We start from the raw sequence: 26830 nt of genomic DNA on the forward strand, positions 1-26830 counted from the left end.
CCGAGCGGTACCGGGACGGGCACCGTCGTCAGTCGTCCGTGTCGTCGTCGATGTCGTCGTCCGGGTCGTCGGTGTCCTCGTCGTCGCCGTCGTCGTCCCCGTCGGCCGGCGCGGGGGCCGGGACCGGCACGACCGGGACGGGGGCGGTGCCGCCGCCCTGCTCGGCGGCCGGGCTCTGCGGGGCCGGTGTGGCCGGTGCCGCGGGCGCGGTCGTGGCGGCGGGGTCCACGGCGGCGGGATCGGTCGCGGCGGGATCGGCGCCGGCCGGGTCGCCGGCCGGATCGGTGCTCGACGGGTCGGCGCCCGGGGTCTCGCCGGCACCGGGGGCGCGGCTCGGTCCGACGACGGGCGTCGAGCCGATCTCGGTGACCTGCGGGGGCTGCTGCAGCGCGCTCGCGACGGTGACGACTCCCCCGGCGATCGCGGCCAGGCAGAGGGCCGCCGCGGCGGCGAGCAGGACGGGCCCGCGACGGGGCATCGGCGTCTCCTGATCGGTCGTGTCGGGATCGGGGCGGCGGAACGGGTTTCCTGATGATCTTCTCATGGAGCGATGATCCTTCCAGCGAGGCGGGTGAGCGAGTGGGCGGCCGACGAGCGCCAGGCCGGGCGGAAGAGGTAGAGGCAGGCGAGGCGGAACCGGGTCGCGGTCTCGTAGGCGGCGAGGCGCTCGGGCGAGGCGCCCGCATGCGCGGCGGCCCGGTCGACGACCGCGGCCGCCCGGGTCGCGAGATCCGCGGGCAGCAGGCCCTGCGCGGTGCGCAGCCGCAGGTGGGCCCGCAGGTTGCCGAGGTCGAGCGCCGCCTCGGCCCGTGCGGCGGTGTCGAGGTCGAGCAGGGCGAGCCCGCTCTCCGCGACCAGCAGCTGCTTGTCGTGCAGGTCGCGATGGGAGAGCACGAGCGGCTCGACGGGCCCCGCGAGGAGTGACTCCGCCACCCGCTCGGCGGCCGCGAGCACCTCGGCGCGCAGCCCGGGGAGGAGCAGTGGCGCGGCGAGGGCCGCCCAGCGCGTGACGACGGCGGCCTCCGCCTCCGGGCCGTGCTCGGGCAGCTCGGCCGGCGCCGCGGGCAGGAGCGCCCAGCCCTCGGCCCAGCGCCCCCAGAGCGCACGCCACTGGACGGCGGTGGTCCGCGGGTCGGAGCCGACCTCGAGGACGGTGCGTCCGGGCAGCGCCGAGAAGCGGACGAGTCCCTCCGGGTCGTCCGGGCGGTGCAGCAGCCGCGGCAGGTCGAAGCCCGCGGCGAACGCCTCGGCGCTCCGGTGGGCCGCGACCACCGCGGGGGCGGCCTGCGGGCGGAGGACCTTGAGGAAGCTGCTGCCGTCTGCGGCGCGCACCACGGCACGGCGGCCGGGCCGGTGCACGATCACGGCGCCCTCACGGCGGGCGTGCTCGAGCGCCGGGAGGCGGCGGTCGGTGCCGACCGGGAGCAGCCGGACACCTCGCTCGGCGGTCCAGCGGCCGGCGCGCACCTCGGGCGAGCCGGCGGTGCGGGCCTCGAGATCCGCTCCGTCGCGGGACGGCCAGGCGCGCGAGACGGTCCACCCCACGCCGTCCTCGACGACCTCGGCGGGAACGGCGGGCGCCGCGCTCAGCGCACTCGGCAAGCTCAGCAGGTCCGGGGCGGTCGTCATCCGAGCACCTCCTCGGCGCGGGCGACGGCGTCGTCGAGGCGCTCGCGCCAGTCCGGCAGCGCGGTGCGGAAGGGCTCGACCGCGCGCAGCAGCACGCTCGAGGCCGTGCGACGGCGCAGCGCCGCCTCGTCGGTGACTCCCCCGGCTGCCCGGTAGGCGTCGAGCAGCGCCTCCGCGAGGGCGGAGCCGGGGGCCTCGGCCGCGACCAGCCCGCCGAGATCGCGCTCGGGCTCGTCGCGACGGACGCGGTCGAAGTCGATCAGGCGGACGCCGTCGCCGACGAGGACCTGGTCGGCGGAGAAGTCGCCGTGCACGACGACCGAGCGGGCGGGAGCCTCGACGGCCAGGGCCGCGCCGAGTCGCTCGAGCCGCGGAGCGACGCCCGGCGCGAGGTCGACGAGCGCGCGGACCGCCGTCGCGACCTCGTCGCGGGAGCCGCCGGGCACGCGCACTCCGCGCACCTCGTGCAGCCGGGCGAGTGCCGCGCCGGCGGCCTCGGCGCCGCCGACCGAGGGGTGCTCGGCGAGATCGCCCTCGCCCCACCACGGAGTCGACGCCGCTCCGGAGCCGAGCACCGTCGGCACGAGCACCGGCACGCCCTGCGCGGCCAGCTCCGCCTGCACGCGCGCGACCTCGGCGACCGAGGCGGCGGCTCCGCGCGGCACGATCTTGACGACGCGCGACCCGTCCGCCAGGACCAGCCGGCGGTGCGGATTGTGCCGGAGCACCTGCGAGCGCTCGAGGAGTCCCGGCTCGGCGAGCGCGAGACGCCGCAGGGTCGGCGAGAGCTCGCGATCGGCGCGCACCGGTCCGCTCACGGCCGCGAGCCTCGGGTGCTCGCGCAGCTCGACGCCCACGCGGGCGGCGCGCCCGCGCGTCTTGTCGAGCTTGGCCGGGTCGGCGTAGGAGGCGATCCAGCCCGGGCCGTCGGCCGAGTCGAAGGCGACCACGACGTCCGCGGAGCGCTTCCAGCGGCGGCGGGTGACCCGCACGGGACGGCCCAGGGCCTCGGCGAGGCGCCGGGGGTCGAGGAGCTCGGCGAGCGCGGGCAGCGCCGGGTCGCGGCGGGCGAGGTCGGCGACGGCCGCCTCCGTGACGGCGGTCGTGACGGCGGACCTGTCGGCGCCGGTGCGGGCGCTCATGCGCGCACCTCCGCTCCGGGCTCGGTCGCCGCGGCGCGATGGAACCAGGCGGCGACGCGGGAGTCGCGGCCGAGCAGCTCCTCGGGTGTCCCGTCCTCGACGATGCGGCCGTCCTCGAGCCAGAGCAGGCGGTCGGCGCCCGCGATCGCGGCGGGGTCGTGGGTGATCGAGATCGTGGTGCGGCCGCGGGTGAGCTCGGCGAGCGACTGCGCGACCTGGGCGCGCGCCTCCGGATCGAGCCCGGTCGTCGCCTCGTCGAGGACGACCACCGGCGCGTCGCGCAGCAGCGCACGGGCGATGGCGATCCGCTGACGCTGCCCGCCGGAGAGGGTCCCGCCGCGCTCGCCGAGCACGGTCTCGAAGCCGTGCGGCAGCGCCAGCACGAAGTCGAGCGCGTTCGCGCGGCGGGCGGCCTCCTCCACGTCGGCGTCGCTCGCGTCGAGGCGTCCGTAGCGGATGTTCTCGCGGACCGTCGTGGCGAAGAGGACCGAGTCCTGCAGCAGCAGCGAGATGCTCGAGCGCAGGCTCGCGAGCGTCGCGTCGCGCAGATCCGTCCCGTCGATCGCGATGCGGCCGCGGCGCGGGTCGGAGGCGCGCACGAGCAGGCTCACGAGCGTCGACTTGCCGGCACCCGAGGCACCGAGCAGGCAGACGCTCTCGCCGCCGCGCAGCTGCAGCGACAGGTCGGTGAAGAGCGCGCGGCCGTAGCCGTCGTCGAGGCCGATCGCCTCGAACGAGACGGCACCCGCCGTCGTGACCAGCGCTCGCGCGCCCGGGCGGTCGTGCACCTCGATCTCCTCGTCGAGGAGGTCGGCGACCCGCTCGCCCGAGGCGGCGGCGCGCGCGATCCGGCCGGTGTACTTCGCGAGGTCCTTCAGCGGGCGCATCGCGATCTTGAGGTACATCGTGAAGACCACGAGATCGCCCGGAGTCATCTGCCCCTCGAGCACCCGCCAGCCGCCGCCGGCCAGCACGAGGGCGGTCGCGGCGCCGACGATCACGTCGGTCCGGCGCTCGAGCGCGGCGGCGAGCCGCCGGGCCTTCACTCCCTGGTGCAGCGCCGTCGCGTTGCCGCGGTCGAACGCGCCGCCCACCTCCTTCTCCAGCCCGTAGGCCTGGACGACGCGGATCGCGCCGAGGGTCTGCGCGGCGGTGTCGGCCAGCGCGCCCTCGCCCTTGCGGGTGGAGCGCGAGGCGCTGGTGATCGAGCTCGAGCTGCGGCGGGAGGAGACGAGATAGACGATCGCCGCGCCGATCACGACCAGGGTGAGCAGCGGATCCAGCCACAGCATCACGACGGTCAGGACGACCAGCGTGATCACGTTGCCGACCAGCGGGAGCCCGGCGGTGACCGCGACCTCCTGCAGCCGGCCGATGTCGCCGACCAGCCGCTGCACCGTGTCACCGGCCGAGGAGACCGTGTGGTACCGCAGCGAGAGGGCCTGCACGTGCGCGAAGACGCGGGCGCGGAGCGCGGTCGCGACCCGCGAGCCGACCAGCGCGAAGGCGATCGTGGAGAGGTAGGCGGTGATCGCGCGCAGGCCCACCAGGCCGAGCAGGATCGCGCCGCAGGCGACGAGGAGGCCGATGGTGGCGGGCGGGGTGCCGGCGTTGGCGCCGGCCGTGGCGCCCAGGCTCGCGCTGACGCTGTCGATCACGATCTTCAGCGGCCACGGCTCGAGGACCCGGAGGATCACCTCGGCCAGCAGCGCGACGAGGCCGCCGAGCATCAGAAAGCGGTGCTCGCGCAGGTGCGGGCGGACGATGCCGAGGCTGCGGCGGAGGGCGCCGGGGTCGGGGGTGCTGCGGCTCGTGCGGCTCATGCGGCGGCCTCCTCGGTGCTGTCGGTGCTGGTGCCGGTGCCGGTGCGCACGTCGTCGATGCGCCTGCCCGCGGAACGATCGACGGGGACAGCGGCGAGGATCCGCTCGAGCACCCGCGACCAGTCGTGCTCGGTGACCGCGTCGGCTCGGGCGGCGGCGCCCATCGCGCGGCGGCGGGCGGGGTCGGCGGCGAGGTCCGCGACGGCCGCGGCGAGCGCCTCCGGCCGCCCCGGCTCGACGACGAGGCCGGTGACCCCGTGCCGGAGGATCGCGGGGATCTGCCCGACGGCGGTGGCGATCACGGGCAGACCGGCGGCCAGGTACTCGTAGACCTTGAGCGGCGAGAAGTAGTCCTGGCCCTCGCGGGCCGGGTAGGGCGCGACGCCGACGTCGAGGCGGGCGAGCTGCGCCGGCATGTCCGCGGGGGCGACGGCGCCGGTGAACTCGACGTCGAGGCCGAGGCGCCCGGCCTGCTCGCGCAGGGCCGGTCCCTCCGGGCCGTCGCCGATCACCAGGAGGCGGACGCGCTCGGGGTCGAGCAGCGCGACGGCGTCGAGCAGGCCGCCGACGCCGTGCCACGGCTTGAGGGTGCCGACGAAGCCGACGACGAGCGGGCCGCCGGAGCGGGCGGGGCCGGGCTGGATGCGGCGGGTGTTCACGCCGTTGGGCGCGACCAGCGGCGCGGCGGCGCCGTGCTCGGCGGCCCAGCGGGCGACGGGCTCGGAGACGCAGGCGACGACCGCGGCCGAGGACAGCACCGCCCGGGTCGCCTGCTCCGCCCGCGCCTCGTCGACGAGGACGCGGTGCTCGCGCTGCTCGTCGATCAGCGGCGCGTTCACCTCGAGCACCGCGGGGACGCCCAGGGCACGCGAGACCAGGGCGGAGGCGCGGCTGAAGAGGGAGTAGCGCTCGTGCACGAGGTCGCAGCCGTCGAGCACGACCGCCTCGGCGAGGTGGGCGGCGGCCTCCTCCACGGCACGCTCGCGCGCGGCCGGGTCCTGCACGCGGGTGCGGTGCTCCAGCACCTCGACGTCCTGCAGGTCGGCGGGGACGCTGTCGCCAGCCCGGGCGCAGTAGACGCGGACCTCGTCGCCGCGCGCGCGGTAGGCCCGGAGGATCTCCTGGGCGTGGACCGAGGAGCCCTTGCTGCCGAAGACCGGCACGCCGGGGTCGGCGCAGACGAACGCGACGCGCATCAGGCCGCCGCCGCCGCGGGCCGGGCGGGCGCGGTCGCGGTCGCGGTCGCCGCGAGGGTCAGCGCGGCGAGCGTGCGCGCCTGCCCTCGGGAGTCGAACTCGCGTTCGACCAGCGCGCGGGCACGGGCGGCGATGCCCGCGGTGTCGAAGGCGGGATCCGCCACCCACTGCAGCGCGCGGGCGAGGTCGTCCGCTCGGCCCGGGCGGCAGAGGACGCCGGTGTCGCCGTCGCGGATCACCTCGGGGATCCCGGTGACGGCGGTCGAGATGCAGGGCACCCCGGTCGCCATCGCCTCCAGCAGCACGGTCGGCAGACCGTCGGCGTTGCCGTCGGCGCCGACCACGCAGGGAGCGACGAAGACGTCGGCGCGGCGCAGCAGCTCCGCGACCTCGTTCTGCGGCACCGGGCCGAGCAGCCGCACGCTCCCGTCGAGGCCGGCGGCGCGGATCCGCTCGGCGAGCGCGTCGTGCAGCTCGCCTCCGCCCGCGATCTCGACCTGGACGGCGGTCCCGCCGAGGGCGAGCATCGCGACGGCGTCGACGAGCACCGAGAAGCCCTTCTTCTCGACCAGCCGGCCGACCGCGGCGACCCGGAGCACGCCGGTCCGCTCGGGCCGCGGCGAGAAGGCGAAGCGCTCGAGCTCGAGCCCGTTGTAGACCCGGTGCACCCGGGCGCTCGCGGCCGGGAAGCGCGCGGCCAGGTGCAGCACGTTGTAGTCGCTGACCGTGACGGCGAACCGGGCGCCGGCGAGCTTGCGCTCCAGGTCCGCGGCGTCGACGGACTCGTGGAAGAGGTCCTTGGCGTGCGCCGTGAAGGAGTAGGGCACTCCGGTGAGCAGCGAGGCGAGCCGGGTGACCGTGGTGGCGCTCGAGGCGAAGTGCGCGTGCAGGTGCGTCACGCCCTCGCGCTGGACGGCGGCGGCGAGCTGCACGGCCTGCGCCGCGTCCTCCGGGCTCGCGCGCAGCAGCTCCGGCAGCAGCCGGCCGACGGCGGCCAGCAGCTCGGGCGACTGCTCGGCGGCCCGCAGGCCCTGCCAGAGCGCGGACGCCTTGACCGGCTTGTCGAGGTAGCGCACCGGAGCGCTCACCCGGGCGAGCTCGGGGTGGAAGCGCGGGTCGTCGGGCGCGCGCAGCGAGAAGATCACCAGGTCCTCCCCCGCGGCCTCTCGGGCCAGGATCTCGGAGACGACGAAGGTCTCGGAGAAGCGCGGGTAGACCTTGAGGACGTAGGCGGTGCGGGGCATCGGGGCTCCTCCGGGGGCGGTGGCGGACGGGACAGGGGCGGCGGGCGGGGTGGGGGCCGGAGCGTCAGACGGCACGGTCCGCCTCCTCGACCGCGGTGCCGCGGGCGGCGGTGACGAGACGGGCGGCGAGCGGACCGACGGCGGCGAGACCGTCGAGGTCGATCCCCGTGCGCTGCACCTCGGTGCCGACCCTCGCCGCGAACCAGGCGCCGAGCCGCTCGGCGCTGACCTCGGCGGACGCGAGGACCTCGACGGCGCCGCGGGCCTCGAGCGCCTCCGCCCGCAGCCGCTGCTCCTGGCGGCGGTGCGAGCGCGGCACGATCAGGGCCGGCACCGTGGTGCTCATCACCTCGCAGACGCTGTTGTAGCCGCCCATGCTCACCACGGCGGAGGCCCGGCGCAGCAGCGCGAGCGCGTCCGGGACCGAGCGGACCACCGTGGTCGCGGGGCCGGCGGCGGCGCGGATCGCCCGCCGGTGCTCGGCCGGCATCTGCGGTCCGGTGACGACGACGTGGCGATAGCCGGCCGGCACCTCGGCCGCCACCGCCGCCTCGGCGATCGCGCGGCCGTCGGAGCCGCCGCCGACCGTGGTGAGGACGAAGGGCTCCTCGACCACGGAGTGACCGGCGCCGAGCCGCCCGTTCGCGAGGAAGCCGGTGTGCGCGACAAGGTCGTGCAGCCCACGCGGGATCTCGCCGGTGGCCGCCGGGTCGTGCACGGTCGGGTCGCCGTAGACCCAGACGGCGTCGTACAGCTCGCGGACGGCTCCGGCCCCGCCGATCGCCTTCCACTCGGCCGAGGTCGCGGAGCGGCGGTCGAGCACGTCGCGCAGCCCGAGCACCACCACCGCGGCGGGATTCGCGGAGCGGACGGCGCGCAGCGCGGGCTCGAGCTCGCCGTGCACGCCGAACGCGTGCCGGTCGACGATCACCAGGTCGGGGGCGAAGGCGGCGAGACCGGCGCGGACGACGTCGCCGCGCAGGCTCGTGAGGGTGCGCAGCTCGACGTCGAGGTGGCGCGAGCGGTAGCCCTGCTCGCCGGTGGTGACGCCGGGGAGCGCGAGCCAGTCCCAGCCGTCGGGCGCGGCGAACGCCGTGGCGGAGGACTGACCCGTCACCAGCAGGCCGGTCACCTCCTCGCCGAGCAGCTCGGGCAGCGCGCTGTTCAGGGCGTGCGCGAGAGCGACGTTGCGCCGCACGTGGCCGAGCCCCACCGAGTCGTGCGAGTACAGGGCGATGCGGATGACCATGTCGTTCCCCTCGAAGGCGATGAGCGCGGCCCGGTGGCCGCGGCGGATCCTCGACCCGTGCTCACAGCCTCCCGACGGGGCGTAAGCCGGGTGTGAGACGAAGATGAGAGCCGTCTCATCTGCGGCGCCCTCGATCCCCTCGGGTCCCTCGTCCCCCTCGGCTCCTTCAACTCCCTCGGGAAGAGAAGCGGCCGCCCCCGCGTTGCAGGATGCATGCCTTCGACGAGCAGCACTGTCACCGCCCCCTCCCGCGCCTCGATCGACACCACCGAGTCGGCCCGCGCCGGCTGGGAGTCGTGGCTCGCACGCCGCGCCGAGCGGGTCACCGGCCCGCGCGGCGACCTGGCCCTGGTCGAGACCCGCTGGCTGGAGCCGGGCGAGAGCGTCGACGACGAGGCCGCCCTGGCCGGCTACGGGCCGACCGCGACCCTCACCCGGATGCGCCGCGCGAGCCTGGACACCGGCGAGGAGGAGTACGGCTACCGCGTCTGGGACGCGGCCTCCGAGGGCATCCGCTCGTTCGACGCGATCGAGACCTTCCCCTTCGACGCCGCCTGGGTGCTCGAGGCCTGGTTCGAGCCGGTCGACGACGCGCGCACCGTCCCGTTCGAGCACCTCCGCGACAACGGGGCGACGCGCGACCTCGTCGTGCCCGGCGACATCACCTTCTCGCTCGTCGACGACGGGCGGGCGCACGAGTACACGGTCGCCGCGTTCGACGACGGCGGCACGCTGCTCGTCCCGTTCGGCGACCCGACCAACCGCAGTGACGACCCGGAGCTGAAGAGCTATCCGGTCGGCCGGTTCCTCGTCGTGCAGCGCCTGGGAGGAGCGGCGGACGCCGGCACGCCCGGCCCGGTGCTGCTCGACTTCAACCGCGCCTACATCCCGCCGTGCGGGTTCTCACCGCACTACAACTGCCCGCTGCCGCCCGCGCAGAACCGCCTCGGCGTCGCGGTGACCGCCGGCGAGCGCCGTGTGCTGCGCGCCGGCTGACGCCGGCCGGGCGGTCGACCCGGGGCGATCAGCCGGGCGCGGTCGGCACTGAACGATCAGCTCAGGGCGATCAGCTGAGGGCGATCAGCTCGGGGCGATCAGGCGGTCGAGCGCCTCCGGCAGCCGGCGCAGCACGGAGACGTGGCCGTCGTCGGGGTGCTCGATCAGCTCGGCGGTCGGGAGCAGCGCCCGGAGCCGTCGGGCGTGCTGCTCCGGGATCACCCTGTCCAGGCCGCCCTGGACGAGGACGACCGGGCAGCGGATCGCCGCGAGGTCGACTCCCCACGGCGCGGCGAAGGCGACGTCGTCGTCGATCAGGCCGCCGTCACCCCACTGCTCCGAGCGCGCGACGTCCTCGCCGAGGGCCGCCCACTCCTCCTCGAGGGCCGCGTAGTCGGCCGCCACGAACGACTCGGGGTCGAACTCGTCGGTCTCGGCGAAGCGGGCGCGCGTCTCGCGGCCGTCGCGCGCTGAGGCGAGGCCGCCCGGAGCGGCCATGCCGTCCAACCAGGCGGGGCCGCCGTCGTCCGGGGCGGGCGAGGCGAGGACGGCGACGCCGTCGACCCTGTCGCCGAGCAGTGCGGCGCAGGCCAGGGCGTGCGGGCCGCCGCCTGAGGCGCCCGCGGTGAGGATCCCGTCGAGTCCCAGCGCGTCGAGCACGGCGCGGACGTCCTCCGCCGCGGAGGCGACGTCGCGGCCCGGCCGCGCGGCGGAGCCGCCGTAGCCGGGGCGGGCGTAGGAGAGGAGGCGGAGTCCGCGGGCGCGGGCGGCCTCGAGCACCGGGGCGAGCAGGGCGCCGGTCTGCGGGGAGCCGTGCTGCCAGAGCAGCGGCCGCCCGTCGTCGCCGCTGTCGTGGACGACGAGCGTCCTGCCGTCGCCGGCCGCGATCTCGATGGTGTCCGCCATGTCCTGCTCCTGTCCTCTCGCGGACCCCGCGGCCCGCTCATCCCTCGGTCCGGACCGCTCAGCCGCCGGTCAGCGCCGCACGGCGAGCGACCAGCTCGTCGAGCAGCACCCGCTCGTCGAGAGCGGCCGCCCGCCCTGCACGCCCGGCGAGCTGCTGCTGGCGCACGTGCGCGAGCCTCGTCGCGGAGCGGATGAAGCCGCGCATCGCCCGGGGCCGGTCGCCCCCGGCCACCCGGGCCCAGCGCGCCGCCGTGCGCCGACCCTCGGCGGTGCCGATCATCCGAACCTCGGTCGGTGAGAGCCAGCCGGCCGCCGCGTAGTCGCCCAGACGCTCGAGCGTGATCCGCCGCTCCTGCCGTCGCAGCAGCGTGACGACGACGACCGCGACCACGAACAGCGGCACCTGCACGACGCCGTAGAAGCCGAACCAGTCGGCGACGAGGAAGGACGAGCCGTTCCAGAGCGCGTGCAGGAACGCCGCGAGCGCGAGTCCCAGGAGCGCGATCGGCAGGCGCGCGGCCGGCGGGCGGCTCATCGCGAACCCCAGCGCCGCTCCGAAGCAGGAGGTGAAGAGCACGTGCGCGAAGGGCGAGAGCACGCCGCGGAGGAAGAACGTGACGGCGAGCGAGCCGAGACCGCCCTCCACCAGCGCGCTGCCGAAGTACAGGATGTTCTCGACGAAGGCGAAGCCGGAGGCGACGACCGCCGCGTAGACGATGCCGTCGACCGGTCCGTCGAAGCTGCGGCGCCAGATCAGCAGGATCAGCAGGACGCCGAGGCCCTTCGCCGACTCCTCGACGATCGGCGCCTGGATCACGGCGCCGACGAAGTCCGACTCGCTCGGCTGCGCACCGGAGGCGTAGACCGCGATCTGCACACCGAGGTCGACCAGCAGCGAGATGGCCACCGAGCCGGCCGCTCCCCAGAGGAAGGCGAACCAGAGGCCGAGCGGCGCTTCGGGTTCCCAGCGGTCGACCCAGCGGACGCCGGCCAGCACGATCAGCAGCGGCACCAGGGCGACGACCGCGCAGATCCCGGCCGCGGTCGCGCCGAGCCCGGAGACGACGTAGGCGAGGACGAGGAGGAGCAGCACGCCCAGCAGCGCGACTCCGATCGCGCCCAGCACCGTCGGGACGATCGAGGGGCGGGCGGGGGCCGGCGGCGGATAGGCGCTCATGGGCTCCGAGAGTAGGGCACCGGCGGACGCGCGGTCCGGCGGTTGACAGCGGGTGCGGGTGGGGCGCGCCGCGGGACCGCCACGGTGATCGAGCAGCCCGCACAGCGGGCGTATCGAGATCCACCACCGTGAAGAGGGGCGCCGCCGCATCCTCCCCTCACGACCGAGTCGCGAAGCGGCTCCGTGTGCGGGCGGGGGGCAGCGGCGCTGCTCGCGGGGCCGTGTCCGATTTCCGCGGTCGCCCGGCCGCATGGCGTGCCAGTCTCGGAGCATGGTCGAGGATCCGCTGTTCGAGGAGCGCTACCGCGCGGTCGCCTCGCGCGACTCCCGCTTCGACGGTCGGTTCATCACCGGGGTGCACTCGACCGGCATCTACTGCCGGCCGAGCTGTCCCGCCACGACGCCCCGGCCCGGGAACGTCCGGTTCTATCCGACCGCGGCGGCCGCGCACGAGGCGGGGCTGCGCGCCTGCAAGCGCTGCCTGCCGGACGCGGTGCCCGGGTCACCGGAGTGGAACCTGCGCGACGACACCGCGGCGCGCGCGATGCGGCTGATCGGCGACGGTGTGGTCGATCGCGAGGGGGTCGAGGGGCTGGCCGGGCGCCTGGGCTACGGCGCCCGGCAGCTCGGACGGATCCTGCGGGTCGAGCTGGGCGCGCCGCCGCTCGCCCTCGCCCGGGCGCAGCGGGCGCAGACTGCACGGCTCCTGCTCACCGGCACGGAGCTGCCGGTCTCGGAGGTGGCGTTCGCCGCGGGGTTCGCGAGCATCCGGCAGTTCAACGCGACGATCCAGGAGGTGTACGAGCGGAGCCCGAGCGCGCTGCGGGCCTCGGCCCGGGGAGGCCGGTCGGAGGCGGCCGTGCACGCGGACGCGACGACGCTCGAGCTGCGGCTCGCCGTGCGGGCTCCGTTCGATCCGGGCGTGCTCGCCGTCCTCGGCGCCGACGCAGTGCCGGGGCTCGAGAAGGCGGGGCAGGGCCGGTACTCGCGCTCGCTCGCGCTGCCCGGCGGCCCGGCGGTCGTGCGGCTCGAGCCGGACGGCGAGGCGATCCGCTGCACCGCGACCCTGGTCTCGGTGGCCGATGTCGGCCCCCTGGTCGCGCGGGTGCGCAGGCTGCTCGACCTCGACGCCGACTCCGCCGCGATCGACGAGGCGCTCGGCGCCGATCCGGTGCTGGCGCCGCTGGTCTCCGCGACTCCCGGGATCCGACTGGCGGGCTCCGTCGACCCGGCCGAGACCCTGCTGCGCGCGCTGATCGGGCTCGGTGCGCCGACCGCGGTCGCGCGCACGGCGCTGACCCGGCTGATCGCGGCGCTCGGCGAGCCGCTGCCCGCCGGCCTCACCGCCGGCGGCGTCACCCACGCGTTCCCTTCCGCCGCGGCGATCGCGGAGAACGGAGCGGACGTGCTGCGCGGCTCCGAGCACCGGAACGAGACGGTCCGGCGGAGCGCGGCCTTCCTGGCTGACGGCACTCTGCGCCTGGACGCGGGCCTCCGCCGCGAGGACCTGGTGGAGCGCCTGCTCGCCGTCGACGGCATCGATCCGGCCACGGCTGCGTCCGTCGCCGCGCGGATCACCGGCGACCCGGACGTCCTCCCGGCCGGCGACCGCGCCGTCCGCGCCGGCGCCGCCGCACTCGGCCTTCCCTCGACTCGCCGAGCCCTCGCCGAGGCCGCTCGCCCCTGGGCCCCCTGGCGCAGCTACGCCGCCCTGCACCTCGCCGCCGCGAGATGCCACTTGTGAGCGCGACACGCCGCAGAAAGCGCGCACAAGTGGCATCTCGCGGAGGGGGCGGGGCGGGCTACTCCGTGGGGGGCTCGATGATCGGGAGGGCGGCGGTCATCGCCTCGATGCCGGAGAGGCGGGCGGGCGAGATGAGGCGCAGGACCTCCTCGCGGGACATCAGGCCGGCCTCGACGACGAGGTCGGCGACGTTGCGGCCGGTGGCGAGCGCCGCCTTCGCGATGGCCGCCGACGCGGTGTAGCCGATGCTCGGGGTCAGCGCGGTCACGACGCCGACGGAGGAGGCGACCATCGCCTCGAGCCGGTCGACGTTCGCGGTGATGCCGTCGATGCAGTTGATGCGCAGGGTGAGGCAGGCCTGGGTCATCCAGGTGATGCTCTGCAGGAGCGAGTGCGCGATGACGGGCTCGAACGCGTTCAGCTGCAGCTGACCCGCCTCGGCGGCCATCGTCACGGTGACGTCGGCGCCCGCCACCGAGTAGGCGACCTGGTTGACCACCTCGGGGATCACCGGGTTCACCTTGCCGGGCATGATGCTCGAGCCCGCCTGGCGCGAAGGCAGGTTGATCTCGCCGAACCCGGCCTGCGGGCCGGAGGAGAGCAGACGCAGGTCGTTGCAGATCTTCGACAGCTTGATGGCCGAGCGCTTCAGCGCGCTCGAGAACGACATGAAGACGCCGGTGTCGCTGGTGGCCTCGACGAGGTCCTGCGCCATCTCGAGGTCGAGGTCGGTGAGCTCGTTGAGGTGCCGGACGGCGGCGGCGCCGTAGCGCGGGTCGGCGGTGATGCCGGTGCCGATCGCCGTGGCGCCGATGTTGACCTCGGCGAGCAGCCAGATCGTCTCCGAGAGGCGCGCGTGGTCCTCGCCGAGCGTGGTCGCGAAGCCGTGGAACTCCTGGCCGAGAGTCATCGGGACGGCGTCCTGCAGCTGGGTGCGGCCGACCTTGAGGACGCTGCCGAACTCGACGGCCTTCCGCGAGAACGCGGCCTGGAGCAGGGCGAGCTCGTCGAGCAGGCGGCGCAGCGACCAGGTCATCGCGATCTTGATCGAGGTGGGGTAGACGTCGTTGGTCGACTGGCTGCGGTTCACGTCGTCGAGCGGGTGCAGGAAGGCGTAGTCGCCCTTGGGCCGCCCGGCGATCTCGAGGGCGACGTTGGCGACGACCTCGTTCGCGTTCATGTTGGTCGAGGTGCCCGCGCCGCCCTGGATCACGCCGACCACGAACTGGTCGTGGAACTCGCCGTCGATGATCCGGCGGCAGGCCTGCTCGATCAGCTCGGCCTTCGCCGGGGCGAGGCTGCCGATCTCGGTGTTCGCACGCGCGGCGGCGAGCTTGACGGTCGCGAGTGCGCGGACCAGATCGGGATAGATCGAGATCGGGCGCTTGGAGATCGGGAAGTTGTCGAGCGCCCGGGCGGTGTGGATGCCCCAGTAGGCGTCGGCCGGGATGTCGAGCGGGCCGAGCGAGTCGGTCTCGGTGCGGGTGGCGGCGTCCACGGGGGGTCCTTCCGGCGGGGCCTGCGGGGCGGTGCCCCGCGGGCCGTTGCTCACGGGGTCGTTGCTCGCAGGGTCGATGCTCTCGGGGAGGGTGGTCGAGGCGGATGTCACGTCAGCTCCGTCGCTGTCGTCGTGCGGCCCCGAAGGGTGCAGGGGGTCCGCGAACTGCGCCGCCAGCCTACGCCGGGGCTCCGCTCCGGGCGGGTCCGAGGCGTCCGGCGCAGGCTCCGGCTCGCCTCCTGCTCGCCGGACGGCCGGACGCCGGTCGGGTGGGCGGATCCACCGTCGGTCAGGCCACCTCGCACGAAGCGGCCACCGAAGGACCGTGGCGCGCAAGGTGGCCCTTCTTCTCACCCCCAGAGCCGAGTGGACCGGGCCACTCTCGGAGCATCACCTCGAGATCGGATGCCCCATGCTCGCCCTGCTCCTCGTCCTCGTCCTGCTCGCCGCCGTCGCGGTTCCGCTCGCACTCGCGGTCCGGCGCGACGGCTACTCCCCCGTCGCGTTCGACCGCGCCCACGACAGCCGGGGCGGCAGGGGCTGAGACAGCGGCGCCCCGCCCGCCCCGCACTCAGTCGACGCGGTCCGGCTCCGGGATGCTCGGCGCCGCCTGCAGTCCGCCGCTCAGCGCGTAGCGCTCCTCGGGCGAGAGGACGAGGCGCTTCCTGCCCCAGACCGCGAAGCCGATCAGGATGATCACGTAGACCACGGCGATGGCGATGATCGCCGGCTGGAACGCGTCGTTGAAGAGGAAGCCGAGGAAGATCAGCACGTTGATCAGCGCCGCGATCACCGCGCCCGGGACGCCCCAGGGGCTGCGGTACGGCCGGCTCGCGTTCGGGAACCGGCGGCGCAGCAGCACGAACGACACCATCTGCATGAAGTACGCGACGACCGCGCCCCAGACCGCGATGTTCAGCACGATCGCGCCCGCGACGGCGCCGGCGTTGTCCGGGTCGAGCCGGCTGAGCACGTCGACGACGACGAGGGCGACGAAGCCGATCACGGCCCCCACGGTCAGCGCGATCCACGGCGTCTGGCGCTTCCCGGTGAGCGAGAACACCCGCGGGTAGTAGCCGGCCCGGGAGAGCGAGTACATGTTGCGCCCGTAGGCGAACATGATGCCCTGCAGCGACGCGAGCAGCCCGATCAGGGCGAAGAGCGCGAGCACAGCGGCCGCGCCGTCGCCGACCATCGCGCGGAAGCCGTCGAGCAGCGGCTCGGTCGAGACGCCCATGTCCTCGGAGCCGATCAGCGCCGTGTTGAGGAAGAGCACGAGCAGGCCGGTCACGATCAGGGTGCCGCGGGCCCAGAAGCCGGCGCGGGGGATGTCGCGGACCGGGTCGTGCGCCTCCTCGGCCGCGAGCGGCAGCTCCTCGATGCCGAGGAAGAACCACATGGCGAACGGCAGCGCGAAGAGGATCGGGAGGACGCCGTGCGGGAGGAACTCGGTCTGACCGGCGTCCGGCGCGATGTTCCACAGGCTCGACCAGTCCAGCGCGGGCGAGAGCAGGGCCATCACGGAGAAGGCCAGGAGGATCGCGATGGACACGATCGAGACGACGATCGCGAAGCGGAACGAGATCGCCGCGCCCGCCGAGTTCAGCGCGACGAAGACGATGTAGAGGACCAGCCACCAGATCCACATCGCGCCGGAGAGATCGAAGCCGAGCAGCTCGCTCGTCACCCCGTTCGCGTACTGCGCGGAGAAGAACACGACCACGGCGGTGGTGGCCACGTACTCGATGGTCTCGGCGAGCCCCGTGACCAGGCCGCCCCAGGGCCCCATGGCCGAGCGGGCGAAGGAGTAGGCGCCGCCGGTGTGCGGCATCGCGGCGGACATCTCGCCGATCGAGAAGATCAGGCCGTAGTACATCACCACGAGGACGGCGAAGGCGATCAGCATCCCGCCGAAGCCGGCGAAGTCGATGCCGAAGTTCCAGCCGGAGAAGTCGCCGGAGATGACGGCGGCGACCGCGAGGCCCCACAGCCCCCAGACGCCGGCGGAGCGGCGCAGGGTGCGCTTCTCGAAGTAGCCGGCCTCGGCCTCGCGGTAGGTCACCCCCGCGGTGCTGGTGACGTTCGCGGAGTCGGGTCCGGACGCCGCCGGGCGCCTCGCACCCTTGCTCGTCGGAGTCTGCTTCGTCTGCTCTGCCATCGGGTCTCCTCGGCTCGGGTGGTCCGAGCATAGGGACCTCAATGGACGCTGGGAAGACCGATGGCGTTACGACGGTGTGAACGACCCGATCCGAAGGTCCGGTGGATCGACGCGCATCTCGCGCCGTCGGTGCCGGCATCACTCCGTCGGGATCAGCGGCTGTGCTTCAATGGACCCCGATCCGACCATGCGGCCTCGTCCGGCCACCCGGCGGAGTGACCCCCGGAGGCATCCCATGGCACCTGTCAGCGCCGAGAGCAGTGCCGCCGATCGACGCAGTGCGGCCGATCCGGTCCTCGCGCGGGGCATGCTCACCCTCGAGCGACTCGACGCGCTGATCGACGCCGGTGAGATCGACACGGTGATCGTCGCCTTCACCGACATGCAGGGCCGGCTCGTCGGCAAGCGGATCTCGGCGCGGCTGTTCCAGGACGACGTCGCCGCGCACGGGGCCGAGTGCTGCAACTACCTGCTCGCCGTGGACGTCGAGATGAACACCGTCGAGGGCTACGCGATCTCGAGCTGGGAGCGCGGCTACGGCGACATGAAGATGATCCCGGACCTCTCGACGCTGCGTCTCGCGCCGTGGCTGCCGGGGACCGCGCTGGTCACGGCCGATCTGACCTGGCTCGACGACGCCCCGGTCGGCGAGGCGCCGCGGCAGATCCTCCGCGCGCAGCTGGACCGCCTGGCCGAGCGCGGCCTCGAGGCGTTCGTCGCCACCGAGCTCGAGTTCATCGTGTTCGACGACTCCTACCGCGAGGCCTTCGCGAAGGGCTACCGCGGCCTCACGCCCGCCAGCGACTACAACATCGACTACGCGCTGCTCGCCTCGACCCGGATGGAGCCGCTGATGCGGGACATCCGGGTGTCGATGGAGGGCGCCGGCCTGTACTGCGAGGGCATCAAGGGCGAGTGCAACCTGGGCCAGCAGGAGATCGGCTTCCGCTACGACGCCGCCCTCGTCACCTGCGACAACCACTCGATCTACAAGTCGGGGGCGAAGGAGATCGCCGACAAGCACGGCAAGAGCCTGACCTTCATGGCCAAGTTCAACGAGCGCGAGGGCAACTCGTGCCACATCCACCTCTCCCTCCGCGGCACCGACGGCACGCCCGTCTTCGCCGACGCGGAGAGCGAGCACGGGATGTCGCCGCTGTTCCGGCACTACCTGGCCGGTCAGCTCGCCGCGATGCGCGAGTTCACCCTCTTCTTCGCGCCGAACATCAACTCCTACAAGCGCTACGTCGACGGGTCGTTCGCGCCGACCGCCGTCGCCTGGGGTCTCGACAACCGCACCTGCGCCCTGCGCGTCGTCGGCCACGGCGCCGGGATGCGCGTCGAGAACCGGGTTCCGGGAGGCGACGTCAACCAGTACCTGGCCGTCGCCGCACTCGTCGCCGCGGGGCTGCACGGCATCGAGAACGAGCTGGAGCTCGAGGACGTCTGCACCGGGAACGCCTACGGGTCCGGAGCGCCGCGCGTCCCGACGACCCTGCGCGAGGCCGCCGACCTGTTCGAGTCCTCCGCCCTGGCGAGGGCCGCCTTCGGCGACGAGGTCGTCGACCACTACGTGAACAACGCCCGAGTGGAGCTCGCCGCCTACGACGCCGCGGTCACCGACTGGGAGAGGGTGCGCGGCTTTGAGCGGCTCTGACCCGCGGACGGACTCCGAGCAGGGTCCCGTCGCCTCGCGTCCGATCATCGGGCTCACCACCTACCGCGAGCGCGCCGTCTCCGGCGTCTGGGACGTCGAGGCGTCCTTCCTGCCCGCGAACTACATCGACTCGGTGACGCGGGCAGGCGGCGTCGCGCTGCTCCTGCCGCCGCAGCCCGCCTCGGCGGAGACCGCACGCGCCGTCGTCGAGCGCCTCGACGGGCTGATCGTCTGCGGCGGCAAGGACATCGACCCCGCACGCTACGGCCAGGAGGCGCACCCGGAGACCGACGCGCCCCGCCCCGAGCGCGACGCCTGGGAGGACCACCTGATGACCGCCGCGCTCGAGGCCGACCTGCCGTTCCTCGGCATCTGCCGCGGCGCGCAGCTGCTCAACGTCTCGCTCGGCGGCACCCTGCACCAGCACCTGCCCGACGTGGTCGGCGACCGCCGCTACCAGGCGGGCGGCGGCGTGTTCTCGCACGTGGACGTCGCGGTCGAGCCGGAGTCACGACTGCGCGGACTGCTCGGCGAGGACGCCGTCGTCGCGCAGGTCTACCACCACCAGGCGGTCGACCGGGTCGCCGACGGCCTCGAGGTCGCCGCGCGGACCGCCGACGGCACCATCGAGGCGCTCGAGCTGCCGGGGCGCCGCTTCGCGCTCGGCGTGCAGTGGCACCCGGAGGAGGACACCGCCGACACCCGCCTCTTCACCGGCCTGGTGGCCGCCGCGCTCGCGCACCGCGCGGGCACCGGCACGGCAGAAGGCTCCTCCCTCAGAACCCCGAAGGACGCACTCCGATGACCCCGCAGATGCAGACCCTCGTCGACCCCTCGACGGGCGCCGCCTTCGACGAGGTCGCCCTCGCCGACCTCGCGAGCGTCGACGCCGCGATCGAGCGCGCGGCCTTGGCGCAACGCGGTTGGGCGGCGCTGGCCCCGCTCGACCGGGCCCGCGCCCTCCGCCGGTTCGCCGCCGCCGTGGACGGCGCGATCGAGGAGCTGGCGCAGCTCGAGACCCGGAACTCCGGCCACCCGATCACGCAGTCGCGCTGGGAGGCGGGGCACGTCCGCGACGTCCTGGAGTACTCCTCCGCCGTCCCGGAGCGCCTGCTCGGCGCGCAGATCCCGGTGGCCGGCGGGCTGGACGTGACGGTGCACGAGCCGCTCGGCGTCGTCGGCATCATCACGCCGTGGAACTTCCCGATGACGATCGCCTCCTGGGGCTTCGCGCCGGCGCTCGCCGCGGGCAACGCCGTCGTGCTGAAGCCGGCCGAATGGACGCCGCTGACGAGCATTCGCCTCGCCGAGCTGGCCCTCGCGTCGGGGCTGCCGGAGGGCCTCTTCCAGGTGCTGCCCGGCCGGGGCGACGTCGTCGGCGAGCGCTTCGTCAGCCATCCGCTGGTCCGCAAGGTCGTCTTCACCGGCTCGACGCGCGTCGGCAAGCGGGTGATGGCGGGCTGCGCCGATCAGGTGAAGCGGGTCACGCTCGAGCTCGGCGGCAAGAGCGCGAACATCGTCTTCGCCGACTCCGATCTGGAGCGCGCCGCGAGCACCGCCCCCTACGGAGTGTTCGAGAACGCCGGTCAGGACTGCTGCGCCCGCAGCCGGATCTTGGTCGAGCGGCGCGTCCTCGACCGCTTCCTCGAGCTGCTCGAGCCGGCCGTGCAGGGCGTCGTCGTCGGCGACCCGCGTGACGAGGCGACCGAGATGGGCCCGCTGGTCTCGGCCGCGCACCACGAGCGCGTCGCCGCCTTCGTCCCGGAGGGGGCACCCGTCGCGTTCCGCGGCTCGGCGCCCGCCGGCCCCGGCTTCTGGTTCCCGCCGACCGTGCTGCTGCCCTCGAGCGGCGACCCGGTCTGGCGCGAGGAGGTCTTCGGCCCGGTCGTCTCCGTTCTCCCCTTCGAGGACGAGGCCGACGCGATCCGCCTCGCCAACGACACCGACTACGGCCTCTCCGGCTCGATCTGGACCCGCGACCTCGGCCGCGCGCTGCGGATGTCGCGGGCGGTCGAGAGCGGCAACCTGTCCGTCAACTCGCACTCCTCGGTCCGCTACTCGACGCCGTTCGGCGGCTTCAAGCAGTCCGGGCTCGGCCGCGAGCTCGGACCCGACGCGGCGCTCGGCTTCACCGAGACCAAGAACATCTTCTTCGCGGCCGACTGACCTGCCCGCTCCACCCCCGCACCCTCCCGTGAAAGGCCGCACCATGGCTCTCCCTCCCCTCGACACCACCCCGATCGACCTCACGCAGCGCCTCGCCGGCAAGGTCGCCGTCGTCACCGGCGGCGCCAGCGGGATCGGCCTCGCCACCGCCACACGGTTCGCCCGCGAGGGGGCGCGCGTGGTGATCGCCGACGTCGACGTCGCGCGCGGCACCGAGGTCGCCGAGGCATTGGGCGGGATGTTCGTGCGGGTCGACGTCACCAGCGAGGCGGAGGTCGACGCGCTCTTCCAGGCCGCGGTCGACGCCTACGGCTCGGTGGACATCGCCTTCAACAACGCGGGCATCTCGCCGCCCGACGACGACTCCATCGAGACCACCGAGCTGCCTGCCTGGGAGCGCGTGCAGGACGTCAACCTGAAGTCGGTCTACCTCTGCTGCCGGGCGGCGCTCCGGCACATGACGAAGCAGGGCCGCGGATCGATCATCAACACGGCCTCGTTCGTCGCGGTGCTCGGCTCGGCGACGTCGCAGATCAGCTACACCGCGTCGAAGGGCGGCGTGCTCGCGATGAGCCGCGAGCTCGGCGTGCAGTTCGCGCGCCAGGGCATCCGGGTGAACGCGCTCTGCCCGGGTCCGGTGAACACCCCGCTTCTGCAGGAGCTGTTCGCGGCCGACCCGGTGCGGGCTCAGCGCCGGCTCGTGCACATCCCGGTCGGGCGCTTCGCCGAGCCGGAGGAGCTCGCCGCCGCGGTGGCGTTCCTCGCCAGCGACGACGCGTCCTTCATCACCGGATCGACGTTCCTCGTGGACGGCGGCATCTCCTCCGCCTACGTGACCCCCGAGTGAGCGCGACGTGAGCGCGGGCACGGAGACGGACGACGACGCGGAGGGCCGCCCGGCGGCTCCCGCGGCGAGCGCCAGGGAGGCGATCCTGCGGCGGCTGCTCCGGAGCAACGCCTTCGAGGAGACGGTGCAGCGGCTGATGCAGACGGTGAGTCTCGGGCTCGTGGGACCCGGCGAGCGGCTGCCCTCCGAGCGCGAGCTCGCCGCGCAGCTCGGCGTGGGGCGCGACACCCTGCGCGAGGCGATCGCCTCGCTCGCGGACGCGGGCTACCTGGAGGTGCGGCGCGGCCGGTACGGCGGGACCTTCGTGGCGGAGGAGCTGCCGGCGGCGCCGATCGGCCGGCGCGGCTTCGACCGGGCCGAGATCGACGACGTGGTGGCGCTGCGCGAGATCCTCGAGGTGGGGGCCGCGCGGCTCGCGGCCGGAGCGGACCTGACGGCCGCCGATCGGGAGCAGCTGTTCCGGGCTCTCGCCGACGTCGAGGACGCGAGCCCCGAGGACTACCGGCGGCTCGACTCGCGGCTGCACCTGACCATCGCCGAGCTGGCCGGCGTCCCGTCGCTGCTGCCGCTCGTGGCCGAGAGCCGGACGCGGGTGAACGCCCTGCTGGACGACATCCCGCTGCTGCCGCGGAACATCGCCCACGCGGACGAGCAGCACCGGGCACTCGTGACGGCGATCCTCACCGGTCGGGCGGCGGAGGCGGCCCGGTTGATGACCGAGCACGTGCACGCCTCCGCGGCGCTGCTGCGGGCGTTCCTGACCTGAGTCGGGAGCGCCTGCCCGGTCAGTTGACGTCGGTGCCGGTGGCGATCGCGACGAACGGCACCAGCAGGCCGAGGAAGAGCAGGGCGACGACGAAGAGCACGACGAGGCTGATCATCACCGCGTTGAGGACGATGCCCCAGATCGCGAGCGTGCGGCCGGTCGGCTCGCGACGGAGGCCCAGGATGCCGAAGACGAGGCCGGCGACGGGGGCGATGACGGTGAGGCCGAAGAAGACGGAGGTGACGCCGAGGATGAGGCTGGTCAGCGAGAACGGAGTGGACGGCGCCGGGGCGACGGCGACGGGCGGGACGCCGTAGGGGGCCGGGTGCTGCACGGAGGGCCGCTCGGACGGCGGGTCCTGCTGCTCGGACTGCTGCTGCCGCGACTCCGGGGCCGGGTCGGTGAGGACTGCGGTCGAGCCGTAGACCTCGGTGGGCTGCTCGTCGGCGGAGGTGGTGCGGATGGACGTGGTGGCGGCGGTCGGGGTGGTGGCGGACGGGGTGGTCTCGGCGTTCGACAAGGTCGGTGCTCCTTCTGCGGGGTGCGGTGCCGGGTGCGCCCGGCGATGCCTCCACGCTACGGACGGCGCGGATCCTCCCCCATCCGGCTAACCCCCGGGCGGGAGGGGGAACCCCCCGCTCACTCCCGGGGGCCGGTGCGAGACTGGGACGACCGGCGGTGCGCCGGGACGATCGCGAGGGAGCGGCCGCGGATGGACGACGACGAGACGCTGCGCCGTCGCCGCGACGGCCGCGGGGCCCGCGCGGTCTGGCTCGCCGGACTGTCGGCGCTCGCGGGCTTCGTGATCCTCTCCCCGCTGATCTCGGTGACGGCGACGGTGCTGGCCTGGGGCGCCCGGCGTCGCGGCGGCACTCTGAGCGATCGCAACGGCGTCGTCGCCGTGAACTGGCAGCTGACCTACCTCGCGCTCCAGCTGATGCTCGTGCCCCTGCACCTTGCGCTCGTCTCGGTCCGCGACACCTGGGGCGGCGGCTGGCCCACCCTCACGATCGCGGCGATCCTCGGCCTCTTCGTGCTGAATCTCGTGCTCTGCGTCGTGCTCGGCATCCGCTCGGGCCGCGGCCGGAGCGTGCGCCTCGTCATCGCGGTGCCGTTCGTCCGCTCCTCCCGGCCGGTGCGCTGAGCGCGACGCGCATGGCCCTCCGCCGGGGCTTCAGCAATTGAGCGCGCCGCCCAGGATTCCGAAGATCAAGCCTCCAGTCGCCGTGACGACCGCTCCCGCCCCGGTGATCGCACCGCCCAAGCCCCCGAGCACGGCGGCATTGACGCCCGATTTCGCCACACAGTGACCCCACTCCTTCGAGGTCCAGTCGCTCGAGAGAGTCCCAGCCACCGCGCCTCCAGCAAGGGCTCGCTGAACCTCTGACGGCTTGAAGTGGAAGGTCATCGTGTCAGCGTCGTCGACGGTCCAGCTGCCGCTCACGGTCCGCCCGTTGCCGGCGCCGATCCTGGTGGGCAGGGCCTCCGAGGTGACGCTTCCATCGGTGATGCGGACCCGGCCGTCCTTCGACGTCACCGGTCTGGCTCCGCCGCCGACGTCGAAGGTGATGGTCGAGGCGGTCGTGCGCTTCACCGTCAGCTCGACATGTCCCCTGGACTGCACCTGCGCCGGTGCTTCCACCGCGGCGGTTGCCGCGGCGAAGGGGGCTCCGCCGAGGGTCGCCACGCAGACAGCCGCCACGGTCAGTGTCATTCGAATGCTCTTCATTGAGTGCCTTCCTAGATTTCGTCATCGGCGCTGACTGCGCCAGAGGGTGAGCACTGCACGGCAGATGAAATACGAGATCGCGATGGAAGCGGTATTGATCACCACTGTCCACGGGTCGATCGCTCCGGTTGCTTGGGAGATGGCGCCGCCGCACCACGATCCGACGAAGGCGATCACGCAGAATCCCCACGGTGTGCGTGTTCCCCATATCGGGGCTCGCTTCTGCTCGTCTTTCGGCTGCTCTGCCTCACCCATCTGAGAACCATACTGAAATGGTGACAACGACTCCGGCCTCAGGACCGATTTCGCGAGGTTGGCGCGCGATCACGCCTCTCTCGGAGTCCGCTCGCCCGAACCGGTGGAGCGATCGCAACGGCGTCGTCGCCGGGGCCGGCAGCTGAGCCACCTCGTGCTCTGCGTCGTGCTCGGCATCCGCTCGGGCCGCGGCCGGAGCGTGCGCCTCGTCATCGCGGTGCCGTTCGTCCGCTCCTCCCGGCCGGTGCGCTGAGCGCGACTCGACGTCCGGATCCGCGACCTCGGCAGCGGTCACCGTCGGTCGTTGCGCTCAGCGCCGGCGGTGCCGGAGGAAGAGCACCAGCCGGCTGATCAGGAGGGTGGTCACGACGGAGACGGAGATCGATGCGATGTTCATCGGATCGGCCACACCGGCGGCCCGGGCGACGGCGCCGCCGATGGTCATTCCGACGAACAGGATCGCGAGGAAGCCCCACGGGGTGTGCTCCCCGTACAGCGACCTCCGGTTCTGCCGGGTACTCGAGTGCTCTGGCTCCGTCATCTGCACACCATACGCACATGGTCATCGAGGCGAGACCTGTCGGCAGCGATCGCGGGAGGATGGCGCAGGACGCGGGCTCGTCGCGGTCCGAGGGTCCGACACCGGCTCGCCGGTCCGGACACCGCGGAGCGCGAAGGAGCAGGCGTCCGCGGGATGGCAGGGTGGTCGGGTGACGCCCATCGCCTTCCCCCCGCCCGTGTCCGTGGTCGCCGACGACGGGACGCGGATCGCGACGTACGCGCTCGGCGACGAGGGGGCGCCGACCGTGCTGGCCGTGCACGGGTTCGCGTCGAACGCGGTGCTGAACTGGGAGACGGCGGGCTGGCTGCGGACGCTGAGCCGCGCCGGGTACCGGGTGGTCGCGCTCGACCAGCGTGGGCACGGCGCCAGCGAGAAGCCGCACCGCGCCGGCGCGTACGGTGTCGACCTGATGGTCGCCGACATCGTGCGGGTCATCGAGACCTACGACCTGATCGCTCCGCACTACCTCGGCTACTCGCTCGGCGCGCGGATGGGCTGGGTGCTCGGGATGGAGCATCCGGAGCTGCTCGCGACGCTCAGCCTCGGCGGGCTCACGGTGGGCGAGCCGCTGCGGCACTTCGATGCGGCGGCGGCGCGTGCGCGGGTGGCGGACGGCGGCGAGATCGACGACCGCTTCACCCGCGCGTTCATCGGCATGGCGGAGGGCGTCGCCGGGAACGACCTCGCCGCCCTGGTGGCCGTGGCCGACGGGGTGCGCGGCGGGGCGCATCCGGAGCTCGGCGCGCATCCCGAGCTGCCGACGCTGATGGTGACGGGCGGGGCCGACCCGATCGCGCCGGGCGGGGCGCGGCTGGCGGAGGAGGCGGGCGCGCGCTTCGTCAGCGTCCCGGGCCGCGATCACACGAGCACGGTGCCGGCGCGGGCGTTCAAGGACGCGGTGCTGGCGTTCCTCGCGGCGCACGCCTGACGCCGGCGTGCGATCCGCAGGTGATCCCGGCGGGAGCGCGCTCTCGTCCGCGCGGAGGCGCCGGCGGAGCGCCGGATCACCTGCAGATCGGACGGGACCGCCCGTGGAGGCGCGCGGCGTAGCATCGCGGGATGCTTGCGATCCGCGTCGAGAACCCCGGCCCCGACTCCCGCCTCGTGCTCGAGGAGACCGCCACCCCCTCCCCCGGACCCGGCGAGGTGCTGCTCCGCGTGGCCGCCGCGGGCGTGAACCGCGCCGACCTCGGCCAGCGCGCCGGCGTGTACCCGCCGCCGGCCGGAGCGTCGCAGATCCTCGGCATGGAGGTGTCCGGGACGGTCGTCGGCCTCGGCGAGGGCGTCACGACGGTCGCCCACGGCGCCGAGGTCTGCGCGCTGCTCTCCGGCGGCGGCTACGCCGAGCACGTCGTCGTCGACGCGGGGCTGCTGCTGCCGGTGCCCGAGGGGGTCGACCTGATCTCGGCCGCCGCGCTGCCCGAGACGACCGCGACCGTCTGGTCGAACCTCGTCCTGGTCGCCGGGCTCCGCGCCGGCGAGACCGTGCTGATCCACGGCGGCGGCAGCGGGATCGGCACCACCGCGATCCAGATCGCCGCGGCGATCGGCGCCCGGGTCGCCGTGACGGCCGGCAGCCCGCGGAAGCTCGACGCCTGCCGGGCGCTCGGCGCGGACATCCTGATCGACTACCGCGAGCAGGACTTCGTCGAGCGGATCGCTGCCGAGACGGACGGTGGGGTCGACGTGATCCTCGATCCGGTCGGCGGCGACTACCTCGCCCGCGACGTCGGGGCGCTCGCGCTCGGCGGCCGCGTCGTCTTCATCGGCAACCAGTCCGGCGCGCAGGGCTCCCTCGACATCGGGACGCTGATGCGCAAGCGCGCGGCGGTGCACGCCACGACCCTCCGCGCCCGGCCGCTGGAGGAGCGGCGCGCGATCGTCGCCGCGGTGCGCGAGAGCGTCTGGCCGCTCGTCGCGGACGGGACGGTGCGGCCGGTGGTCGACGAGGTGATCCCGCTGGCCGAGGCCGAGCGGGCTCACGAGCGGATGACCGCCTCCGGGCACATCGGCAAGCTGCTGCTCACGCCGTGACGGAGAGCTGACGACACAGCAGCAGCCGAGAGGCCCCGTCAGCCGTGATCGG

Annotated in this window: 27 protein-coding genes; 12 read left to right on the top strand and 15 right to left on the bottom strand. The window is 74.3% G+C overall.

Annotated features, from left to right (window positions below):
- Positions 1 to 28: 28 nt before the first annotated feature.
- From EDF22_RS10920 to EDF22_RS10950, 7 genes are all read right to left on the bottom strand, one after another.
- Positions 29 to 544 carry a hypothetical protein gene (locus tag EDF22_RS10920; protein WP_148059177.1) on the bottom strand — a complete coding sequence of 172 codons (516 nt, stop codon included), beginning with the start codon at positions 542 to 544 and terminating at the stop codon, positions 29 to 31.
- Entirely contained in the window at positions 541 to 1629 is a 1089-nt protein-coding gene (locus tag EDF22_RS10925) for a hypothetical protein (protein WP_123704997.1), read from the bottom strand. The genes EDF22_RS10920 and EDF22_RS10925 overlap by 4 nt, the downstream gene beginning before the upstream one ends.
- Complete coding sequence (locus tag EDF22_RS10930; protein WP_123704998.1) at positions 1626 to 2771, bottom strand: hypothetical protein; 1146 nt, start codon at positions 2769 to 2771, stop codon at positions 1626 to 1628. Before EDF22_RS10930 ends, EDF22_RS10925 begins: the two co-directional genes overlap by 4 nt.
- Positions 2768 to 4594 (bottom strand): ABC transporter ATP-binding protein, encoded by a 1827-nt coding sequence (locus tag EDF22_RS10935; protein WP_123704999.1) that lies wholly within the window; start codon positions 4592 to 4594, stop codon positions 2768 to 2770. The genes EDF22_RS10930 and EDF22_RS10935 overlap by 4 nt, the downstream gene beginning before the upstream one ends.
- A complete protein-coding gene (locus EDF22_RS10940) occupies positions 4591 to 5790 on the bottom strand; it encodes a glycosyltransferase family 4 protein (RefSeq protein ID WP_123705000.1) in 1200 nt (399 codons plus the stop codon). The genes EDF22_RS10935 and EDF22_RS10940 overlap by 4 nt, the downstream gene beginning before the upstream one ends.
- Positions 5790 to 7034 (bottom strand): glycosyltransferase, encoded by a 1245-nt coding sequence (locus EDF22_RS10945; RefSeq protein ID WP_123705001.1) that lies wholly within the window; start codon positions 7032 to 7034, stop codon positions 5790 to 5792. The genes EDF22_RS10940 and EDF22_RS10945 overlap by 1 nt, the downstream gene beginning before the upstream one ends.
- Before the next feature lie 64 nt (positions 7035 to 7098).
- Positions 7099 to 8283 (bottom strand): glycosyltransferase family protein, encoded by a 1185-nt coding sequence (locus tag EDF22_RS10950; RefSeq protein ID WP_123705002.1) that lies wholly within the window; start codon positions 8281 to 8283, stop codon positions 7099 to 7101.
- 213 nt (positions 8284 to 8496) lie between these two features.
- On the opposite strand from EDF22_RS10950, the gene EDF22_RS10955 reads away from it, so the two are divergent.
- Entirely contained in the window at positions 8497 to 9279 is a 783-nt protein-coding gene (locus tag EDF22_RS10955; RefSeq protein WP_123705003.1) for a DUF1684 domain-containing protein, read from the top strand.
- An 84-nt stretch (positions 9280 to 9363) separates the two neighbouring features.
- Here the strand turns inward: EDF22_RS10955 and EDF22_RS10960 are convergent, their stop codons facing one another.
- Both EDF22_RS10960 and EDF22_RS10965 read right to left on the bottom strand, forming a co-directional pair.
- Positions 9364 to 10185 carry an alpha/beta fold hydrolase gene (locus EDF22_RS10960; protein ID WP_123705004.1) on the bottom strand — a complete coding sequence of 274 codons (822 nt, stop codon included), beginning with the start codon at positions 10183 to 10185 and terminating at the stop codon, positions 9364 to 9366.
- Positions 10186 to 10243: 58 nt separating this feature from the next.
- The gene (locus EDF22_RS10965) at positions 10244 to 11362 is read right to left on the bottom strand and encodes a PrsW family intramembrane metalloprotease (protein ID WP_123705005.1); all 1119 of its coding nucleotides are present in this window, start codon (positions 11360 to 11362) and stop codon (positions 10244 to 10246) included.
- A gap of 271 nt (positions 11363 to 11633) precedes the next feature.
- On the opposite strand from EDF22_RS10965, the gene EDF22_RS10970 reads away from it, so the two are divergent.
- Positions 11634 to 13106, top strand: coding sequence for an Ada metal-binding domain-containing protein (locus EDF22_RS10970; protein ID WP_123705006.1), 1473 nt, complete (start codon positions 11634 to 11636; stop codon positions 13104 to 13106).
- Between the two features lie 58 nt (positions 13107 to 13164).
- Here the strand turns inward: EDF22_RS10970 and EDF22_RS10975 are convergent, their stop codons facing one another.
- Complete coding sequence (locus EDF22_RS10975) at positions 13165 to 14604, bottom strand: aspartate ammonia-lyase (protein ID WP_208645113.1); 1440 nt, start codon at positions 14602 to 14604, stop codon at positions 13165 to 13167.
- Between the two features lie 412 nt (positions 14605 to 15016).
- Here EDF22_RS10975 and EDF22_RS21290 point away from each other — a divergent pair, with 412 nt between their 5' ends.
- On the top strand, positions 15017 to 15148 hold the full coding sequence (locus EDF22_RS21290; protein WP_260300772.1) for a hypothetical protein: 132 nt from the start codon (positions 15017 to 15019) through the stop codon (positions 15146 to 15148).
- Positions 15149 to 15175: 27 nt separating this feature from the next.
- On the opposite strand, the gene EDF22_RS10980 is transcribed toward EDF22_RS21290, so the two are convergent.
- Positions 15176 to 16762, bottom strand: coding sequence for an amino acid permease (locus tag EDF22_RS10980; RefSeq protein WP_123705007.1), 1587 nt, complete (start codon positions 16760 to 16762; stop codon positions 15176 to 15178).
- A gap of 307 nt (positions 16763 to 17069) precedes the next feature.
- On the opposite strand from EDF22_RS10980, the gene EDF22_RS10985 reads away from it, so the two are divergent.
- From EDF22_RS10985 to EDF22_RS11005, 5 genes are read left to right on the top strand one after another with little or no spacing between them, the layout of a single operon-like run.
- Entirely contained in the window at positions 17070 to 18419 is a 1350-nt protein-coding gene (locus tag EDF22_RS10985; protein ID WP_123705570.1) for a glutamine synthetase family protein, read from the top strand.
- Positions 18406 to 19224 (top strand): gamma-glutamyl-gamma-aminobutyrate hydrolase family protein, encoded by an 819-nt coding sequence (locus tag EDF22_RS10990; protein ID WP_123705008.1) that lies wholly within the window; start codon positions 18406 to 18408, stop codon positions 19222 to 19224. Before EDF22_RS10985 ends, EDF22_RS10990 begins: the two co-directional genes overlap by 14 nt.
- A complete protein-coding gene (locus tag EDF22_RS10995) occupies positions 19221 to 20585 on the top strand; it encodes an aldehyde dehydrogenase (RefSeq protein ID WP_123705009.1) in 1365 nt (454 codons plus the stop codon). Before EDF22_RS10990 ends, EDF22_RS10995 begins: the two co-directional genes overlap by 4 nt.
- Positions 20586 to 20628: 43 nt before the next feature.
- Positions 20629 to 21432, top strand: coding sequence for a 3-oxoacyl-ACP reductase (locus EDF22_RS11000; protein WP_123447921.1), 804 nt, complete (start codon positions 20629 to 20631; stop codon positions 21430 to 21432).
- Positions 21433 to 21439: 7 nt separating this feature from the next.
- Positions 21440 to 22198 carry a FadR/GntR family transcriptional regulator gene (locus EDF22_RS11005; protein ID WP_260303413.1) on the top strand — a complete coding sequence of 253 codons (759 nt, stop codon included), beginning with the start codon at positions 21440 to 21442 and terminating at the stop codon, positions 22196 to 22198.
- A gap of 19 nt (positions 22199 to 22217) precedes the next feature.
- Here EDF22_RS11005 and EDF22_RS21295 read toward each other — a convergent pair whose 3' ends face one another.
- On the bottom strand, positions 22218 to 22718 hold the full coding sequence (locus EDF22_RS21295; RefSeq protein ID WP_260303414.1) for a DUF4190 domain-containing protein: 501 nt from the start codon (positions 22716 to 22718) through the stop codon (positions 22218 to 22220).
- A gap of 192 nt (positions 22719 to 22910) precedes the next feature.
- On the opposite strand from EDF22_RS21295, the gene EDF22_RS11015 reads away from it, so the two are divergent.
- Entirely contained in the window at positions 22911 to 23342 is a 432-nt protein-coding gene (locus EDF22_RS11015) for a DUF4870 domain-containing protein (protein ID WP_166649734.1), read from the top strand.
- A gap of 30 nt (positions 23343 to 23372) precedes the next feature.
- Here the strand turns inward: EDF22_RS11015 and EDF22_RS11020 are convergent, their stop codons facing one another.
- On the bottom strand, positions 23373 to 23927 hold the full coding sequence (locus tag EDF22_RS11020; RefSeq protein ID WP_123705011.1) for a hypothetical protein: 555 nt from the start codon (positions 23925 to 23927) through the stop codon (positions 23373 to 23375).
- 21 nt (positions 23928 to 23948) lie between these two features.
- A complete protein-coding gene (locus EDF22_RS20505) occupies positions 23949 to 24182 on the bottom strand; it encodes a hypothetical protein (protein ID WP_148059179.1) in 234 nt (77 codons plus the stop codon).
- A 103-nt stretch (positions 24183 to 24285) separates the two neighbouring features.
- Between EDF22_RS20505 and EDF22_RS20810 the strand changes: the two genes are divergently transcribed.
- A complete protein-coding gene (locus tag EDF22_RS20810) occupies positions 24286 to 24435 on the top strand; it encodes a hypothetical protein (protein ID WP_185038870.1) in 150 nt (49 codons plus the stop codon).
- Positions 24436 to 24492: 57 nt separating this feature from the next.
- Here EDF22_RS20810 and EDF22_RS20815 read toward each other — a convergent pair whose 3' ends face one another.
- On the bottom strand, positions 24493 to 24723 hold the full coding sequence (locus EDF22_RS20815) for a hypothetical protein (RefSeq protein WP_185038956.1): 231 nt from the start codon (positions 24721 to 24723) through the stop codon (positions 24493 to 24495).
- A 169-nt stretch (positions 24724 to 24892) separates the two neighbouring features.
- Between EDF22_RS20815 and EDF22_RS11025 the strand changes: the two genes are divergently transcribed.
- Positions 24893 to 25672 (top strand): alpha/beta fold hydrolase, encoded by a 780-nt coding sequence (locus EDF22_RS11025; protein ID WP_260303417.1) that lies wholly within the window; start codon positions 24893 to 24895, stop codon positions 25670 to 25672.
- Positions 25673 to 25803: 131 nt separating this feature from the next.
- A complete protein-coding gene (locus EDF22_RS11030; protein ID WP_123705013.1) occupies positions 25804 to 26778 on the top strand; it encodes an NAD(P)H-quinone oxidoreductase in 975 nt (324 codons plus the stop codon).
- Positions 26779 to 26830: the final 52 nt, after the last annotated feature.

It is taken from the genome of Rathayibacter sp. PhB127, assembly GCF_003751665.1.
Classification (GTDB): Bacteria; Actinomycetota; Actinomycetes; order Actinomycetales; family Microbacteriaceae; genus Rathayibacter; species Rathayibacter festucae.

Bases quoted from the DNA above. Each gene is read 5' to 3' on its own strand.
- EDF22_RS10920 (WP_148059177.1), bottom strand. From the start codon at position 544: ATGAGAAGATCATCAGGAAACCCGTTCCGCCGCCCCGATCCCGACACG.
- EDF22_RS10925 (WP_123704997.1), bottom strand. From the start codon at position 1,629: ATGACGACCGCCCCGGACCTGCTGAGCTTGCCGAGTGCGCTGAGCGCG.
- EDF22_RS10930 (WP_123704998.1), bottom strand. From the start codon at position 2,771: ATGAGCGCCCGCACCGGCGCCGACAGGTCCGCCGTCACGACCGCCGTC.
- EDF22_RS10935 (WP_123704999.1), bottom strand. From the start codon at position 4,594: ATGAGCCGCACGAGCCGCAGCACCCCCGACCCCGGCGCCCTCCGCCGC.
- EDF22_RS10940 (WP_123705000.1), bottom strand. From the start codon at position 5,790: ATGCGCGTCGCGTTCGTCTGCGCCGACCCCGGCGTGCCGGTCTTCGGC.
- EDF22_RS10945 (WP_123705001.1), bottom strand. From the start codon at position 7,034: ATGCCCCGCACCGCCTACGTCCTCAAGGTCTACCCGCGCTTCTCCGAG.
- EDF22_RS10950 (WP_123705002.1), bottom strand. From the start codon at position 8,283: ATGGTCATCCGCATCGCCCTGTACTCGCACGACTCGGTGGGGCTCGGC.
- EDF22_RS10955 (WP_123705003.1), top strand. From the start codon at position 8,497: ATGCCTTCGACGAGCAGCACTGTCACCGCCCCCTCCCGCGCCTCGATC.
- EDF22_RS10960 (WP_123705004.1), bottom strand. From the start codon at position 10,185: ATGGCGGACACCATCGAGATCGCGGCCGGCGACGGCAGGACGCTCGTC.
- EDF22_RS10965 (WP_123705005.1), bottom strand. From the start codon at position 11,362: ATGAGCGCCTATCCGCCGCCGGCCCCCGCCCGCCCCTCGATCGTCCCG.
- EDF22_RS10970 (WP_123705006.1), top strand. From the start codon at position 11,634: ATGGTCGAGGATCCGCTGTTCGAGGAGCGCTACCGCGCGGTCGCCTCG.
- EDF22_RS21290 (WP_260300772.1), top strand. From the start codon at position 15,017: ATGCTCGCCCTGCTCCTCGTCCTCGTCCTGCTCGCCGCCGTCGCGGTT.
- EDF22_RS10980 (WP_123705007.1), bottom strand. From the start codon at position 16,762: ATGGCAGAGCAGACGAAGCAGACTCCGACGAGCAAGGGTGCGAGGCGC.
- EDF22_RS10985 (WP_123705570.1), top strand. From the start codon at position 17,070: ATGCTCACCCTCGAGCGACTCGACGCGCTGATCGACGCCGGTGAGATC.
- EDF22_RS10995 (WP_123705009.1), top strand. From the start codon at position 19,221: ATGACCCCGCAGATGCAGACCCTCGTCGACCCCTCGACGGGCGCCGCC.
- EDF22_RS11000 (WP_123447921.1), top strand. From the start codon at position 20,629: ATGGCTCTCCCTCCCCTCGACACCACCCCGATCGACCTCACGCAGCGC.
- EDF22_RS11015 (WP_166649734.1), top strand. From the start codon at position 22,911: ATGGACGACGACGAGACGCTGCGCCGTCGCCGCGACGGCCGCGGGGCC.
- EDF22_RS11020 (WP_123705011.1), bottom strand. From the start codon at position 23,927: ATGAAGAGCATTCGAATGACACTGACCGTGGCGGCTGTCTGCGTGGCG.
- EDF22_RS20505 (WP_148059179.1), bottom strand. From the start codon at position 24,182: ATGGGTGAGGCAGAGCAGCCGAAAGACGAGCAGAAGCGAGCCCCGATA.
- EDF22_RS20815 (WP_185038956.1), bottom strand. From the start codon at position 24,723: ATGACGGAGCCAGAGCACTCGAGTACCCGGCAGAACCGGAGGTCGCTG.
- EDF22_RS11030 (WP_123705013.1), top strand. From the start codon at position 25,804: ATGCTTGCGATCCGCGTCGAGAACCCCGGCCCCGACTCCCGCCTCGTG.